Raw genomic sequence first — 17,625 nt, forward strand, 5'->3', positions numbered from 1 at the left:
TGAAAAGTAAACAGCTTATTCATGAATGGCTAAATTAGAGTCTCTTAACAATACTTTTAGTACCATCCGACAGCAATTTGAGCTTCTTCTGACATACAATCAGGTGTCCATGGTGGATCAAAAGTCATAGTGACTTCAACATACGAAACCCCTTCAACTGCACTGACTGCATTTTCTACCCACCCTGGCATTTCACCCGCAACAGGACATCCCGGTGCTGTAAGAGTCATTTCAATTTTTACTGAACGATCATCTTCAATATCAATACGATAAATCAGTCCTAGCTCATAAATATCAGCAGGAATCTCTGGGTCATAAACTGTTTTGAGAGCAGCAATAATATCATTTGTCATACGATCAATTTCGTCTGCTGGAATTGCTGATATGTAAGATTTTTTATTTTCGCTTACAGTTTCAACGGATTCTGTAGAATGACGCTCTTCAATTGATTCAGCCATTAAAAAATGTCCTTGTTTCTTGCAATGCTTCTACTAATTGATCTATATCCTCTTGAGTGTTATACATGGCTAACGATGCGCGGCAAATAGATGTTAGACCAAAGCGCTGTAATAAAGGCTGTGCACAATGAGTTCCCGCACGTATCGCAACCCCTTTTCTATCAATAAACATAGCGATATCATGGGCGTGAATCCCTTCAATTGTAAATGATATAATAGCTCCTTTATTGGGAGAATGACCATAAATACGCAATGACTCAACCATTTTAAGTTTTTCCTGCGCATAAGCTAAAAGGGATCTCTCATGGGCATGAATCGTGCTACGACCTTTCTCTTGTATATAATCAATAGCCGCAGTTAATCCAATAGCTTCAACGATAGGAGGAGTGCCTGCTTCAAAACGGTAAGGAGGAGCATTATAAAAAACCTTATCGGTTGTTACCTCCTCGATCATTTCCCCTCCCCCTTGAAAAGGACGCATTTCTTCTAACCTATCTTCTTTACCATACAAAACACCAATACCAGTGGGTCCATAAAGCTTATGACCTGTAAAGACATACCAATCACAATTGAGATCTTGCACATCAACGGTTAAATGTACTGCTCCTTGAGAACCATCAACAAGAACCGGAATAGAATTTTGATGTGCTAGTTTAATAATCTCTTTAACAGGAGGCACAGTTCCTAATATATTGGACATATGCGTTATAGCAACAAGCCGCGTTTTTTCGCTTAAAGCCTTTTGGAAATCTTCAATGTGCAGAACACCATTTTCATCGACAGGAACAAAAATAAGTTTAACACCTTTTTGTTCACGGAGAAAATGCCAAGGAATAATATTTGAATGATGTTCCATGATCGTTAGAACAATCTCATCACCTTCCTTGAGTTTTGGCATCGCCCAACCATAAGCAACAGTATTAATAGCTTCTGTTGCATTTTTCGTAAAAACAATTTCTTCAGCTTTTTGAGCATTTAGAAAAACACGAACGGTTTCACGAGAATTTTCATAGGATTGTGTTGCTATATTGGCTAAAAAATACATTCCCCTATGCACATTAGCATAACTATAGTGATAATAATTATTCATTGCATTGAGTACTGACATTGGTTTTTGGGCAGAAGCACTACTATCAAGATATGCTAATCGCTTTCCATAAACTTGATGGTGCAAAATAGGAAAATCACGCCGAATTTCTTCGACATTATAAGTAAATGTTTGTACGTTATTTTCCATTTTTTCTACCTTAAACATTTTTTTCAAGCCATTTACTAATGATATTCTCCAAAACGATTTGAATATTATCTTGCTTGATGTCATCAATGAGCTCAGAGATAAATCCTTTAATCAAAAGTGCTCGCGCCGTTTTAAATGGGATACCACGTGTCATAAGATAAAAAAGATAATCATGATTAATATTAGCAACTGTTGCACCATGACCACATGCAACATCATCAGCAAAAATCTCCAGTTCAGGCTTTGCATTAAATTCTGCATCATCTGAAAGAATAAGGCTATTACAAGCCATGCGTGCATCTGTTTTTTGCGCTTTTTGAGAAACACGTATTATTCCTTGGAAAACACCAACAGCCTTATCTGTAACCACATTGCGTATAATTTCGGTTGATGTTGATTTTTCTTCCACGTGACGAACAGTCATTGTAAGATCACTATGTGTTTGTCCTGATAATAAATTTATGACGCGTAATTGAAAATCAGATTCTTCTCCCTGTAATTCAATATCGATTTCTTGGCGATTTAATTGACTCCCTATATTAATGACATAAAGTGATAACTTCGCTCTTTGATCAAGAACAGCACAAAATCGACCAAATTGTGTAGAATTAAAATCACGATTGCGAATGAGAATCCACGTAACATCACTATCAGCAGCAACATTTAATGAAAATATTGAACTGACAAAGGTATCTTTATCATTGCCAACCTGATGTTCAATAAACATAACTTGACTATTTTTATCAACTTTTATATCCGAAAAAATATGAGATTGTCCCCCCATTTGTATATTTTGTAATTCAATGGGGATATTTAACTTTGTATTTTCAGGGATGTGAAAAAGCCAACCATCTGTAACAAAAGCTGTATTTAACTGTCCAATAAAATCTTCATCAGAAATGTTTTGATTTATCTGTACAGAATTATCTTCTAATGCGTCTGAAAGGCGTTTTACTGCAATGTTGTCTACCTTTGACTCTATCGATGTTTTTCCATTGTTTATGGAGAAAACAGCACTTTCTGAAAGCAATGCATCAACCAATTGATTGTCTTGAACTTTTGAAAAATTGCTAATAGACTTCAGTAAGGTACGCAGATTGGTATAATGCCAACTTTCGATTTTACGGGAAGGAAGCCGTGTCGTTTGAAACTGCTCAATAGTTTTCTTGCGGATTTCCTGTACAGCTTTATCACCAGGTAAGTGGTTTACATACTGATTAAAATTACTGAGTATATTTTCTTCAACCGCTAACAAGTTTTGCTGTGCATTCATATTTAATAACCTCAAACCGCTTCCCTAATAAGATCAGCATACCCATTTTCCTCTAAATAAAGCGCTAAGGATTTATCACCGCTTTTGATAATTTGTCCTTTATAAAGAACATGTACCGTATCAGGAATAATATAATTAAGCAGCCGTTGATAATGGGTAATCACCAAAAATGAACGTTTTGAATCCCGAAGTTTATTAACACCATCTGCAACAATTTTTAGTGCATCAATATCTAAGCCAGAATCCGTTTCATCTAAAATGCAAAGTGTAGGTTCAAGAAGTGCCATTTGTAAAATTTCAGCGCGTTTTTTTTCTCCACCTGAAAAACCTACATTTAATGGACGCTTTAGCATATCCATATCTATTTCAAGTTTGGCTGAAACTTCTTTAACACATTTTATAAATTCAGGAATTTTAAGTTCTTCGTCACCTCGCGCTTTGCGTTGAGAATTCATCGCAACTTTTAAAAATTCCATTGTTGCTACCCCTGGTATTTCCATTGGATATTGAAATGCAAGAAAAACACCATATGCAGCACGTTCTGCTGGATCCATTTCTAAAAGTGATTGTCCATTATAGAGAATATCTCCTTCTGTTATTTCATAATCATCACGACCAGCAAGCAAATAAGATAAAGTTGATTTTCCGGCTCCATTTTGTCCCATGATAGCGGCAACTTCTCCATCTTGAACTGTCAAGTTTAAACCACGAATAATTTCTGTATCGGTTTCAGCAACACGGGCGTGCAAATTTTTGATCTCTAACATAATTTAATCCTGTTTTGGCTGTTTTTCAGATATCAATGCGTATTATTTTACCTTAGCATCCATCTACTTTTGTAATTACCATAGAGGTCATTTTTAGCATTATGTGCTACCGTTACAGCCTTTTTACATAAAGTCTTCTATTTATCTAATTAAATAAAATTATCCAACACTACCTTCAAGGCTAATACTAATAAGCTTTTGTGCTTCGACAGCAAATTCCATGGGAAGTTTTTGAATGACCTCTTTTACAAAACCATTTACAATTAATGCGATAGCTTCTTCTTCGGGAATTCCTCTTTGCATAACATAAAAAAGTTGGTCATCAGAAATTTTTGATGTTGTGGCTTCATGTTCAAACTGAGCTGTTGCATTTTTTGCTTCAATATAAGGAACTGTATGCGCACCACAATCATTTCCGATTAACAAACTATCACATTGCGTAAAGTTACGCGCATTTTGTGCTTTTCGATGAGCTGTGACTTGTCCCCGATAAGTGTTATTTGAAAAACCTGCAGAAATACCTTTGGAAATAATGCGACTGGATGTATTCTCTCCCAAATGAATCATTTTTGTACCAGAATCAATTTGTTGATAACCGTTTGCAACAGCAATAGAATAAAATTCTCCACGCGCATTATTACCACGGAGTAAGCAGGATGGATATTTCCAAGTAATCGCAGAACCGGTTTCAACTTGTGTCCATGAAATTTTAGAGCTATCACCTCGACAATCTCCACGCTTCGTCACAAAATTATAAATACCGCCCTTTCCATCTTTATCGCCAGGATACCAGTTTTGTACTGTAGAATATTTAATCTCTGCATTTTCAAGGGCAATAAGCTCAACAACAGCAGCATGAAGTTGGTTTTCATCACGTTGGGGTGCTGTACACCCTTCAAGATAAGAAACATAGGAATCTTCAGCGGCGATAATCAATGTTCGTTCAAATTGGCCAGTGTTGCGTTCATTAATCCTAAAATAAGTTGAAAGCTCCATAGGACAACGAACCCCTTTAGGAATATAAACAAATGAACCATCTGTAAAGACAGCTGCATTTAAGGCCGCATAATAATTATCACTTATAGGTACAACTGTTCCTAAATATTCTTTAATAAGCTCAGAATGTTCAATAATCGCCTCTGAAATAGAACAAAAAATCACACCAGTACGTGCCAGCTCTTTTTTGAATGTTGTTACAACAGAAACAGAATCAAAGACTGCATCAACAGCCACCTGCCCCGATACAGACATACTGTCATCAAAAGTGGAGGGATCAGACTGTTTTCTTACTCCTGCCAAAATCTCTTGTTCTTTAAGGGGAATGCCAAGTTTTTCGTACGTTGCTAATAACTCAGGATCCACTTCATCCAAAGATTTTGGTCCTGTATGATTTTTTGGAGCAGCATAATAATAAAGCTCCTGAAAATCAATTTTAGGATATTCAAGACGCGCCCAATGAGGCTCTTGCATTGTCAGCCAACGGCGGTAAGCTTTTAAGCGCCATGTTAGCATCCATTCAGGCTCATTTTTTTTAGCGGAAATAAATTTGATAATATCCTCATTTAAGCCTTTTGGAGCTTTATCGGTTTCAATATTGGTTTCAAAACCATATTTATATTGGTCAACATCTATTTCACGTACTTGGCGTATCGTTTCTTGTACTGCCGGCATAAATTTTCTCCATTTTTTGGCGTCAAAAACCGGTAACTAAAGTCTTGTTTTTTACAAGATTAAAGTAAGCAAGTTATCTCCTAGGCTATAGGTAAAGCGCAAAAATTTCAATCAAACTTATTTTATTTTTAAATAATTCTAATTTTTATAACTTTCTGATGATAAATCTTCCCCTTTTTTCCTGCTTATAATTTGAGAAAAAAACGACAGAAAATCATCAATATCTTCAGAAGTTGTGCCACGCCCTAGCGAAATGCGAATGGCACCATTTGGAACATGATACCCCATTGCCTCCAACACTTTGCTTTGTTTTACTTTTCCCGAAGAACAGGCAGAGCCGGATGATAAAGAAAACCCTTCTAAATCAAAAGCAATTTGCATCGTTTCAGCTTTTATATTTTTCACGGTAAAGTAAGTTGTATTTGGCAAACGTTGAACTCTTTTGCCAAAAATCTCAACATTTTTACTTATTTTTTGTAGTCCAGCTTCTAATTTATTGCGTAAATATATTAACTGTTTTATTTCCTCCTGTGTGAAGCAATCAGTCATCGCTGCCCCAAAAGCAGCAATAAGGGGCAATGCTTCTGTTCCTCCACGGAGACCTTTTTCTTGTCCTCCTCCAATAATAAGAGGGTGTGGCATGAGAAGATTACCACATGAAACAAAAGCACCAATTCCTTTAGGACCGCCAATTTTATGGGCAGACAGTATAAAAAAGTCTCCTCCTAACTGATGAATATCCACAAAATTTTTATCTACATATTGTGTCAAATCAACTATAAGAGTGCCTCCTAAATCCCGAACAATAGCGGCGATTTCTGTTAACGGTTGAATAACACCCGTTTCACTATTTGCAGCTTGAATAGCAACAAGAGGTAAACCTTTTGTTTTATCGTGAACCGTTAAGAGTGATGTTAATTTATCTTGTTGTATGAGCCCATCTTGATCAACATCAATGACGCTTATCAATTCTTTAGAAAAACGTCCTCCCTCTGCAACAGAGGGATGTTCAGTCGCTCCAAGGTAAAGATGAGAAAATTTAACTTTTGCTTTCCCCATATTGTAAAAAGGTGTTAACAAAGTCATTGCGGCTTCACTCGCACCAGAGGTAAATACCACGTGATCTGGATCTGTTTTAAGATTTTCAGCGATTTGCCGACGGGACTTTTGCAACAAAGTTTTAGCGGCACGCCCTTCCTTATGAACCGATGATGGATTACCAAATATCTCTAAAGATTCCAGTAACGCTATCCGTGCCACTTTTTTGAGCGGTGTTGTTGCGTTATGATCAAAATATCGGCGTTTTATAACCATTTTACATCGCAATCATTAATCTTATGAATTGATTGAAAAAATAGCGCATTTTTCTTGAAAAGTGCACTAAAAAAAGAATATCTAATAATTATTTAAGAGATTCTATGGTAAAAGTCGACTAGGGTCAAAGAGAGCCTTTTATTGCATTAAGGAGCATTTTATGCCAGAAATTATTTTTAACGGTCCCGCGGGTCGGCTCGAAGGGCGTTATCAACCTTCACAACAAAAAAATGCACCCATTGCGATCATTTTGCATCCTCATCCCCAATTTGGTGGAACTATGAATCATAAAATTGTCTATGACCTCTTTTATATGTTCCAACAACGTGGCTTTACAACTTTACGTTTTAACTTTCGTGGTATTGGTCGTAGTCAGGGTGAATTTGATTATGGAATAGGAGAACTTTCAGATGCTGCTGCTGCTCTCGATTGGGTGCAGACACAACATCCAGACTCTAAAAATTGTTGGGTAGCAGGATACTCATTTGGAGCATGGATTGGTATGCAGCTTTTAATGCGCCGACCGGAAATTGAGGGATTTATCTCAGTTGCCCCTCAGCCTAATGTTTATGACTTTTCATTTCTTGCACCTTGTCCCTCTTCTGGACTTATCATTCATGGCGGTATCGATAAAGTTGCCCCTCCAAAAGATGTTCAAATACTTGTCGATAAATTAAAAACACAAAAAGGTATCATCATTACACAAGAAATATTGGAAGAGGCTAATCACTTTTTCAGTGGATGTCATGAAAAACTTATTGAACGATGTGCCCACTATTTGGATAACCATATCTCCAATGAACTTCTCGCTCCTCCTCCTGAAATACTTTCACTAACTTAGGAAAATACGATAGATTTATAAAAAATTAGCAAAAATCGTCTCTGATCATAACAAAGTAATTTTTTTAGTCTGCATTTAAAATTTTTCTAAATTTTATTTCAGGATAGAAATGAGAATAACAGAACACCTTTTTTCTATTACTAAGAAGTTTCTTTTTTAGCGTAAAAAGGAAATAATACCTGTATTATTATCTTTATACTACCAATATGTCTCTTTCTCTTGTGAGGTGTGCGTCAGTTATGATAGATAACGCATTAATAATTCGTTATATAATCGCCTATTATATACAATAAATGCACTCTTAAATTAGGAAATTAAATCTGTGTTTGCCTTTAAATCTGATTTTTTACACATTATGAGCGAACGTGGTTTTATCCACCAAATTTCAGATGAAAAAGGCTTAGATGATCTTTTTTCAAAAGAAACTGTAAGCGCTTATACTGGATTTGACCCAACAGCATCGAGTTTACATGCTGGAAGTCTTCTTCAGATTATGATGCTTTATTGGTTACAAAAAACGGGTCATCGCCCCATTGCTTTAATGGGCGGAGGGACCGGATTGATTGGTGATCCTTCTTTCAAAGACGAAGCGCGACGCCTTCTGACACAAGATGATATTGCTGCAAATATTGATGGTATTAAAAAGGTATTTGCTAACTATTTGACATTCGGTGACCGAGAAACCGATGCTTGTATTGTGAATAATGCTGAATGGTTATGCAATTTAAACTACTTAGAATTTTTGCGTGATGTAGGAAAGCATTTTTCTGTCAACCGTATGTTGTCATTTGATTCTGTCAGACTCAGACTTGAGCGTGAGCACTCTTTGTCATTCTTAGAGTTTAATTATATGATTCTGCAAGCTTATGACTTTGTTGAACTTTATAAACGTTATGGGTTGCGTATGCAAATGGGGGGCTCTGATCAGTGGGGCAACATTATTAACGGAATCGAATTAGGACATCGTTTAGGAACACCGCAATTATATGCGTTAACATCACCATTGCTGACAACCTCTTCCGGTGCCAAAATGGGTAAATCATTGAATGGGGCTGTATGGCTAAATGCGGATAAACTTTCACCTTATCAATTTTGGCAATACTGGCGCAATACAGAAGATGCTGATGTAACACGATTTCTAAAGCTCTATACTCCATTGCCGATGGATGAGATTCTTAAACTTTCTCTATTACAAGGAACTGAAATTAACGAAGCAAAAAAAATTCTTGCAACAGAAATTACAGCAATGTTGCATGGACGTGTTCTTGCTGATGCAGCAGCAGAAACGGCTCGCAAGACGTTTGAAGAAAAAACTCTGGGAGAAAATCTTCCAACTGTTGAAATTAATGCCTCAGAATTAAAAAAAGGTGTTGGATTGCTCACTCTTTTAGTACAAGCAGGACTCGCTAGATCGAATAGTGAGGCACGCCGACACGTTCAAGGTGGAGGTGTCCGTGTAAATGATCAAATTATTGAGGATGAAACACATCTTATTATTGAAAGGGATGTCAGTGCAGAAGGAACCATTAAACTTTCTTTTGGTAAGAAAAAACATGTTGTGATGAAACCAGTATAATCTTTTGCTGTTTTGTTTATGTTGTTCACGTCGAGCTTGTTCTTTCAATTCAATCGTTGTGATAGGGCGAATTTTGTTAGGGAAATAAAAGTCTCTTCAAAACGATAAAATTCTAGAGAGTTGAATAGTTCTTTTCTTCTGTGTACTCTGATATTTTATACCTGTTACACAAAAAAGAAAGATGAAAACAATGACAAGACCAATGAAAGGTGCTCTTGCTCCTGATTTTACTTTGCCGCGCGATGGAGGAGAGACAGTGTGTCTTTCTGACTTTAAAGGAAAGCCTGTTGTTTTATATTTTTATCCAAAAGATGACACCAGTGGTTGCACAAGTGAAGCACTTGATTTCACAAAATTAAAGATGAAATTTGATGAAATCGGTGTTGCTGTTATTGGAATCTCTCCAGATAATGTAAAAAAACATGATAAATTTAAAATAAAACATGAACTTGATGTCATCTTGGTTTCTGATGAAGAAAAAACGACCCTCGAAGCTTATGGTGTTTGGGTTGAGAAAAGCATGTATGGACGCAAATATATGGGAGTTGAACGGAGCACTTTTTTAATTGATGCAAATGGAATAATAGTAGAAGAATGGCGCAAAGTAAGCGTATCTGGGCATGCTGAAAATGTTTTAGCTACTGCAACACTTTTATATCATAATGGTAACTTGTAAATTGAGTGTTTGATTTACCTTCAAAAGCAAAAGTTATTCTCCCTAATTGATTTTAGTTTTTCAACGGATTCAATTTTTACAATATATTGATTTATAAGGATAATGAATTGTTTTACATTTATATTAGTCCCCCGAATATCGCAAAATTTTCTGATTTCAGATTCTTCCTATCACTTGCAATATCATAAGCAGAATTAGCGTGTGAGAAAAAGTTGAAGAAAGGAACAAGAAAATCCCCCTTTAAACCTTTAAAGTATCAAAGGCTATATAACATCACAGCATCCATAAAACGAACAGCTTAAGAAAAAATCTACATGGCTTGAAGGAAGGATATGTAATTAACGAATATCCTCAATTTTTTTGTCTTTTCCATAAATGCGCCGTGCGAGTGCTGCCTCTATAAATGCATCTAAATTACCATTAAGTACGGATTGTGGATCCGTATTTTCAATTCCTGTACGCAAATCTTTGACAAGCTGATAGGGTTGAAGAACATAAGATCTAATTTGATGTCCCCATCCGATTTCTGTTTTAGAAGATTCAGTAGCATTGGTTTCTTCTTCTCTTTTTTTAAGCTCTTCTTCATAAAGCCGTGCACGCAACATCGACCAAGCCGTAGCGCGATTTTTATGTTGAGAACGCTCTGTTTGACATTGAACAACAATACCCGTTTTTATATGTGTGATGCGAACAGCAGAATCTGTCGTGTTAACATGTTGTCCTCCTGCTCCAGATGCACGATATGTATCAATACGCACATCTGCCTCTGAAACATCAACTTCAATATTGTCATCAATAACTGGATAAACCCAAATGCTTGCAAAAGAGGTATGGCGCTTTGCATTCGAATCAAATGGAGAAATCCGCACTAAGCGATGAACACCTGATTCTGTTTTTAACATTCCATAAGCATTATGCCCTTTTACAAGAATAGTCGCTGACTTTATTCCTGCTTCTTCTCCATCATGAATTTCTAAAATTTCAACCTTCATTTCATGCTGTTCAGCCCATCGCATATACATACGTAAGAGCATAGAAGCCCAATCTTGGCTTTCTGTTCCCCCTGCTCCAGCATGAACTTCTAAATAGGTATCATTCGGATCTGCCTCTCCTGAAAGAAGTACGTCAATTTGCCTTTTATCTATCTCATTTTTAAGATTACGTATTGATCTTTCTGCATCAGCGATAATTTCCACATCACTTTCTTCTTCGCCCATCGCAATAAGCTCAATGCATTCTTCAAGTGTTTTTGTAAATGATAAAAGACCATTGATTGAATCATCAAGACGTTGACGCTCACGCATCATATCCTGTGCTCGTTGTGCATCATCCCATAATGATGGATCTTCCGCTTTTTGATTAAGATATTCAAGACGCTTTAGTGATTGATCCCAGTCAAAGATGCCCCCTTAGCAATTGTATTGCTTTCTGGATTTCATCAACTAATGTTTCTATTTCTGCTCGCATAATTTAACACCGTATTTTTAAAAACTCTTTTTGGTTGTGTCTCTTAGCATTTTATACAAATTTAATAGCTGCTATCAGAAAATGGTACAGTTCTATCACTCTATTTATAGAACCGACATTGTAAAAAAGAGATAAAAACCATGACTCATGGCAAAAGGAGATTTTGTCGATTAATACAGCCCACCTGTCCCACTTTCAAGTGCTTTGTTGACTTGTGGAGAAGTCGTTACTGCAGGAACACCTTCTTGAAAAGAATTTGTACTCCCAATAACTTGATATATATCAGCAGGCCCAGTCCCTGGTTTAAATGCTTCTATAATGACATCTTGATCTCCTCTTTCGGCAAGCATTCCTGTTTTCCGATTAATTGGCATTAAAATCATACCTTTTGGCATCTTAAAGGGAACATCTGGCTTCCCTTTAAGAGCATCTGCCATAAAATCACCAAAAATAGGTGCAGCTAATGAACTTCCTGTTCCATTATATCCTAACGGAGCTGGTTGATCATAACCGACAAAAATACCAACGACAATGTCAGGAGTAAATCCCATAAACCAGACATCCTTAGAGTCATTGGTTGTTCCTGTTTTAGCGGCAATATGTCGATTAAGATAACGTAAACGTGCCGCAGTACCACGCTGAACAACCCCTTCCATCATCGATGTAATTTGATAAGCCGTCATAGGGTCAAGAACTTGATCTCGCTCATCAATCAATGTGGGTTCACTTTGATTATTCCATGAATTCGTATTACAATTTTCGCAAATACGATCATCATGACGATAAATTGTCTTCCCATAACGATCTTGAATTCTGTCTATCAGAGAAGGTTTAATAGAGCGTCCGCCATTGGCAATAACGGAATAAGCTGTAACCATTCGTAATACTGTTGTTTCGCCAGCCCCTAAAGCCATGGGAAGATAAGGCTGCAATTTATCTACGATCCCAAAGCGTTCTGCATATTCAGCGACAAGAGGCATTCCCATATCATTGGCAAGCCGTATTGTCATAAGATTACGAGAACGCTCAATACCATAACGCAACGTTGAAGGTCCTGCAAAGGTACCCCCATAATTTTTGGGTTGCCAAACTTCACCATTATATTGACGAACTTCAATGGGGCCATCTAAAACAACGGATGCTGGTGTATATCCGTTGTCAAGAGCTGCTGCATAAACAAAAGGCTTAAAAGCAGACCCCGGTTGGCGATAAGCTTGGGTTGCACGATTGAATTCAGATGCGGCAAAAGAAAATCCTCCCACCATAGCAAGAACGCGCCCTGTATGAGGTTCCATAGCAACAATTGCACCTTCAACCTTTGGAATTTGTTGTAAACGATAAGTGTTGTTTGTATTGGATAGTTTTTCAACAAAAATGACATCCCCAACTTGCAGAACATGAGATAAGCTCTGAACAGTTTTTCGATAACCATTTTCTTTTACAACATGGAGTGCCCATTTTGAATCAGCTTCAGATAAAACAGCAATTTCCCGTTTTTTTGATAATATACCTGAAGCTTCGCGCTGTGGCTGTAAACCAATCTCTACTTTATTGAGATTAGTAGAAAGAACAACAGCTAAACGCCATTCAGGAACATCACTTAGCCCTGTGATATCTGCAAGTTCTGTCCCCCAATCACCTTTCTCATCAATATGCGCATAAGCTCCACGCCATCCTTGCGCATGATCAAATCTAATTAATCCATCGTGCAAAGCACGTCGCGCAATAAGTTGTAAATGCGGATCAAGCGTTGTACGAATGGAAAGCCCACCTTCATAAAGTGTTTTAGCCCCATAGCGATGTATTAAACGACGCCGTACTTCTTCAGTAAAATAATCAGCCGCAAAAACATAGCTATCACTCCCACGTATTGTCGCTCCTAAAGGTTTAGCTTTCGCTTTTTCACCTTGTTCACGCGTTACATATCCATTTGCAATCATCCGGTCTATAACCCAATTACGCCGATCAATAGCACGTTGTGTATTCTTAAATGGATCATAATTTGCTGGTCCTTTTGGAAGAGCAGCCAAATAAGCACATTGTTCTAGCGTCAGGTCATTGACGGATTTATTGAAATAGGTCAATGAAGCAGCAGCTATGCCATAAGTGCCACGACCCAGATAAATTTCATTGAGATAAAGTTCGAGAATATGATCTTTTGAATAAGTTTTCTCAATACGCATTGCTAAAATAGCTTCCTTAAATTTACGTTCTAACGTTGTTTCTGAACTTAAAAGGAAGTTTTTAGCGACTTGTTGCGTTATAGTTGATGCCCCCTCTGGACGTCTTCCAGAACCAATATTACGAATATTATTGATCAAAGCTCGAGAAAGTCCTTCAGGATCTAAACCAAAATGATGATAAAAGTTTTTGTCTTCAGCTGAAATGAAAGCATTTATAACAAGCTTTGGTATTGATTGAATCGGTAAATAGAGGCGATGTTTTGTTGCAAACTCTGCCATAAGACGGCCATCAGAAGCATGGACACGGGTCATTACCGGCGGCTCATAAAGTGAAAGAACTTCATAATCAGGGAGTGCATTTGCTTGACCACTGGTCATAACACCCCACGTTATTGCACCATAAAGTCCAATAGCAATAAAAAAACGAAGAAGATATCTTAAAAAAATCATCATAAAAACGGCTATCGCTTTCTTAAGAATTAATTAAAGAAAAAATACGTTACTTCAAACACACCAAGTGGATATCACCACAAGATTGAGATCAAGAGAAATTGTTTTCTATCTTTTATTTATACCAGGGTACACTAGAAGCCCATATTGATACTCTATTTTCTCATAAATTTAAAGAGGCTGTATCATTTTCTGCCTATAATCAGCAAATTGACGAATAGAATGAGCAATAGAGGCTGCCATTTGTTTTCTCCAATGAGGATCATTTAATAACTTTTCATCCTCTTTATTGGATAAATAACCTATCTCTATCAAGACTGAGGGTATATCTGAAGCTCTTAAAACTTGAAAATTAGCATACCGATGTGGGTTATTAATCAAGTTAATATGATTCTTTGATAAACTTGAAATAACACTATTTGCAAAATTAACCGAAAATGTATGTGTTTCACGTCGTGTAAGATCCATCAAAATATCTGTAACTTCGAGCGTTTCATCTGCAGGCAAACCATCAAGCAAATCAACTTTATTTTCATTTTCAGCTAAAGATTTTGCAATGGCATCAGAGGCTTTATCTGATATGGTATACACTGTGGCACCGCGAAGAGAATGTAGATCAATCGTATCTGCGTGAATAGATATAAAAAGATCAGCATCAAACTCTTGCGCTTTTTTAACTCTTTCACTTAGTCTTAAAAAAATATTGGAATCTCGTGTTAAAGCAACGGTAATATGAGAATCCTTTTGTAATTCGTCTCGCAATGCACGCGCAAAGTCTAAAGTCACATCTTTTTCTAAAATTCCAGTAACACCCCGTGCACCGCCATCAATACCACCATGACCAGGATCAAGAACAACACGGAAATTATATGCTGGCATTAACTGTGTTTTTGTATCAAAATTGCTTCTTTGCTGTTTTTTTAATATCTCATCAAATTTTTCTTGTGTACTTTTACGAATATCAATCAGCAACTGCCATAAACCATTATTTAATTTTTTTACGACATTTTTTTCAACCACAAAAGCCGTTTTACTTGTCAAAATAATGCGTGAAGTCTGTATGTCAGAGAAAGCATAACGCACATCTGAAAGCATAACGGATAATGTATTCCGTTTCTTTAAAGGCGTATTTTGCATCGAAAAGTCAATTGTAGGTAAATTGATAACCAAACGTGCGGGCCTGTCAAAAATCTGTAAACGAACATTTGGTTTTGAATTAAAAACCGCAATAATACGCGTATGAATACTATCACCAATGGTTCGAAAATTAATAAGTCTCAGAGGATCTGCGGCTTGAACACTAGTTTGGAGTAGCAAAAAAGATAATAAAAAGTATGTGACGAGCACAATAACATCCCCATAAGCTGTTTTCAGCTTTTTGGTAAAAAAAACTCTTATCATAAGCAAAATACTCTACATTACCTTTGTAATAATTTATCTTGGTTACATAAAACGATACACCAATTTATTATCTATTTTTCAATAAAAGCTAAATAAACACCTCAAAACGAAATTAAGGTCATAAAGATATTATAATTATACATGATTTACATTGTTACTTGCCAAACGCATGATATCAACATAAAAGAATATTTATGCTTCCTAGCTGATAATAGTCATCTAAATTATCTGTAACTCATATTAAGTTGTCTTTAGAAGTTTTTTGTCTATTATGCGTTGAGACTTTTTTATGGATGAAAAATTTCTATGTTGTAACATTAGGATTGCATTACTTAAGATTCGTTGGTTCGGATATCCGAACTGTTTTAAAGATTATTTTACCGGAGACTTTTAAGAAAATATGAGTCATAAAAAACAGATGGAAATAATGATGAGAAATGGTGTAAATGCAGTCATGCCTTTGCACGTGGTGTTTCGTCCTGTTTTTCTGGTACCTCCCTTTTATGGCAGACAGCCTTTTATGTTTACGAATAGTTATGGCATTCGTTTGAATAAAATTGTGCATGTCGCCTTCAGGATATTAACTTATGTCAAACAAAATGCTTATAGATGCCTCCCATCCGGAGGAAACACGTGTTGTTGTTGTTCACGGCAACAAAATTGAAGAACTTGATTTTGAATCAGAACATAGAAAACAGCTCAAGGGGAATATTTATCTCGCACGTATTACGCGTGTAGAACCGTCTCTCCAAGCGGCTTTTGTTGAATATGGTGGAAACCGACATGGTTTTTTAACATTTTCTGAAATTCATCCTGATTATTATCAAATTCCTATTGCTGATCGCCTTGCTCTTCTTGAAGAAGAAGAAAAAGAAGCTGTAGGAGAAAATTCTGTAGATACCTTTACGGAAGAAGCAACTAAAAATAAAAAACGCTCCAGAAGAACAAAAAAAAGTGAAAAAAACAATATTATAGCAGCCGATATTGAAAATGATATCACATCTGAAGCGATAATAATTGATAATACAGAAGAAGCATTAAATGCCAATATCTCTTATGATGAGATTGAAATGGTCGGTGCTGAGGACATCCGTGAAGAGCTCCCGATTTATCAAAGAAAACAAGGGCGCCAGTATAAAATTCAAGAAGTCATTAAACGACGTCAAATTTTGTTGGTACAAGTTATCAAAGAAGAGCGTGGTAATAAAGGTGCTGCCCTTACAACATATCTATCTCTAGCTGGTCGTTACTCTGTTCTAATGCCCAACACAGCACGTGGTGGTGGTATTTCACGAAAAATTACGAACGTACAAGACCGTAAGCGTCTTAAAGAAATCGTAAAAGAATTAGCCGTTCCAAAAGGTATGGGCGTTATCTTACGAACCGCTGGTGCCAATAGAACAAAAGCTGAAATTAAACGTGATTATGAATATCTTATGCGGTTATGGGATACTATTCGCACTTTGACACTCGAGTCAACGGCGCCATGCCTTGTCCATGAAGAAAGCAATCTCATCAAGCGTTCTATACGAGATCTTTATAATAAGAACATTAGTGAAATTCTTGTCTCTGGAGACCAAGGATATCGTGAAGCGAAAGACTTTATGCGTATGCTCATGCCAAGTCATGCAAAAGTTGTGCAACCTTACCGTGATCCTACGCCCATTTTTGCAAGAAATAATATTGAAATTCAACTTGATAAAATGTTGCAACCACAGGTTTCTTTAAAATCTGGTGGTTATCTTGTTATTAATCAAACAGAAGCACTTGTTGCTATTGACGTAAATTCTGGCCGCTCTACGAAAGAATTCTCTGTCGAAAAGACAGCCTTACAAACTAACCTTGAAGCTGCTGAAGAAGTAGCGCGGCAATTACGCTTGCGTGACCTTGCTGGTTTAATTGTGATTGATTTTATTGATATGCTTGAAGAACGCAATGTGAAGCTGGTCGAAAAAAAATTAAAAGATTGTTTAAAAAACGATCGTGCTCGTATTCAAGTAGGTCATATTTCACACTTCGGCCTTTTAGAAATGAGTCGTCAACGTATTCGCATATCGGTTTTAGAAAGTACGACACAGCCCTGCCCACATTGCGCAGGAACAGGAAATATACGTTCTGAATCATCAATTGCGTTACATGTCATGCGCTCAATTGAAGAATATCTTCTTCATAATTCGCAACATAATATTATCGTGCGCACCCCCGTAGCAACAGCGCTTTATGTATTAAATCATAAACGCAATATTCTTGTTAATTTAGAAGCTCGCTTTAAACTTAATATTAGTATTGAAGCAGATGATAGTATTGGAAC

General features: G+C 36.7%; 13 protein-coding genes. 4 read left to right on the forward strand and 9 right to left on the reverse strand.

Translation table 11 applies throughout. The features are described from left to right. Positions 1 to 56: 56 nt before the first annotated feature. The 6 genes from ACFIL8_RS02510 to ACFIL8_RS02535 all read right to left on the reverse strand — a co-directional run bounded on the left by ACFIL8_RS02510 (position 57) and on the right by ACFIL8_RS02535 (position 6,720). Positions 57 to 458, reverse strand: coding sequence for an SUF system Fe-S cluster assembly protein (locus ACFIL8_RS02510; RefSeq protein ID WP_273787976.1), 402 nt, complete (start codon positions 456 to 458; stop codon positions 57 to 59). Next, positions 451 to 1,695 carry a cysteine desulfurase gene (locus ACFIL8_RS02515; RefSeq protein WP_375628099.1) on the reverse strand — a complete coding sequence of 415 codons (1,245 nt, stop codon included), beginning with the start codon at positions 1,693 to 1,695 and terminating at the stop codon, positions 451 to 453. Before ACFIL8_RS02515 ends, ACFIL8_RS02510 begins: the two co-directional genes overlap by 8 nt. A gap of 10 nt (positions 1,696 to 1,705) precedes the next feature. Then, complete coding sequence (gene sufD, locus ACFIL8_RS02520; RefSeq protein ID WP_375611953.1) at positions 1,706 to 2,968, reverse strand: Fe-S cluster assembly protein SufD; 1,263 nt, start codon at positions 2,966 to 2,968, stop codon at positions 1,706 to 1,708. Positions 2,969 to 2,979: 11 nt separating this feature from the next. Then, positions 2,980 to 3,735, reverse strand: coding sequence for a Fe-S cluster assembly ATPase SufC (gene sufC / locus ACFIL8_RS02525; RefSeq protein ID WP_375681820.1), 756 nt, complete (start codon positions 3,733 to 3,735; stop codon positions 2,980 to 2,982). Positions 3,736 to 3,894: 159 nt separating this feature from the next. Then, positions 3,895 to 5,406, reverse strand: coding sequence for a Fe-S cluster assembly protein SufB (gene sufB, locus ACFIL8_RS02530; protein WP_375681819.1), 1,512 nt, complete (start codon positions 5,404 to 5,406; stop codon positions 3,895 to 3,897). A gap of 138 nt (positions 5,407 to 5,544) precedes the next feature. Beyond that, a complete protein-coding gene (locus ACFIL8_RS02535; RefSeq protein WP_375628096.1) occupies positions 5,545 to 6,720 on the reverse strand; it encodes a cysteine desulfurase family protein in 1,176 nt (391 codons plus the stop codon). 160 nt (positions 6,721 to 6,880) lie between these two features. On the opposite strand from ACFIL8_RS02535, the gene ACFIL8_RS02540 reads away from it, so the two are divergent. From ACFIL8_RS02540 to ACFIL8_RS02550, 3 genes are all read left to right on the forward strand, one after another. After that, complete coding sequence (locus tag ACFIL8_RS02540) at positions 6,881 to 7,561, forward strand: alpha/beta hydrolase (protein WP_375613441.1); 681 nt, start codon at positions 6,881 to 6,883, stop codon at positions 7,559 to 7,561. Between the two features lie 322 nt (positions 7,562 to 7,883). Continuing rightward, the gene (gene tyrS / locus ACFIL8_RS02545; RefSeq protein WP_375638395.1) at positions 7,884 to 9,137 is read left to right on the forward strand and encodes a tyrosine--tRNA ligase; all 1,254 of its coding nucleotides are present in this window, start codon (positions 7,884 to 7,886) and stop codon (positions 9,135 to 9,137) included. Positions 9,138 to 9,327: 190 nt separating this feature from the next. Then, positions 9,328 to 9,813, forward strand: coding sequence for a peroxiredoxin (locus ACFIL8_RS02550; protein WP_375611894.1), 486 nt, complete (start codon positions 9,328 to 9,330; stop codon positions 9,811 to 9,813). A 338-nt stretch (positions 9,814 to 10,151) separates the two neighbouring features. Here the strand turns inward: ACFIL8_RS02550 and prfB are convergent. From prfB to ACFIL8_RS02565, 3 genes are all read right to left on the reverse strand, one after another. Beyond that, positions 10,152 to 11,280, reverse strand: a protein-coding gene (gene prfB, locus ACFIL8_RS02555) for a peptide chain release factor 2 (protein WP_375688851.1) whose coding sequence is annotated in 2 segments (ribosomal slippage) — positions 10,152 to 11,210 and positions 11,212 to 11,280 — 1,128 coding nt in all. Because the reading frame shifts where the segments join, the coding sequence is not laid out codon by codon here. A gap of 170 nt (positions 11,281 to 11,450) precedes the next feature. Beyond that, positions 11,451 to 13,916, reverse strand: a complete 2,466-nt coding sequence (locus tag ACFIL8_RS02560; RefSeq protein WP_375628088.1) for a penicillin-binding protein 1A — start codon at positions 13,914 to 13,916, stop codon at positions 11,451 to 11,453. A gap of 168 nt (positions 13,917 to 14,084) precedes the next feature. After that, entirely contained in the window at positions 14,085 to 15,314 is a 1,230-nt protein-coding gene (locus tag ACFIL8_RS02565; protein WP_375628086.1) for an N-acetylmuramoyl-L-alanine amidase, read from the reverse strand. Positions 15,315 to 15,901: 587 nt separating this feature from the next. Between ACFIL8_RS02565 and ACFIL8_RS02570 the strand changes: the two genes are divergently transcribed. Beyond that, positions 15,902 to 17,625, forward strand: a 1,724-nt coding sequence (locus ACFIL8_RS02570; RefSeq protein WP_375688853.1) for a ribonuclease E/G, incomplete at its 3' end; no start/stop codon positions are given.

The sequence above is a fragment of the Bartonella sp. AP57NXGY genome (genome assembly GCF_042195805.1).
In the GTDB taxonomy this organism is placed as follows: Bacteria; Pseudomonadota; Alphaproteobacteria; order Rhizobiales; family Rhizobiaceae; genus Bartonella.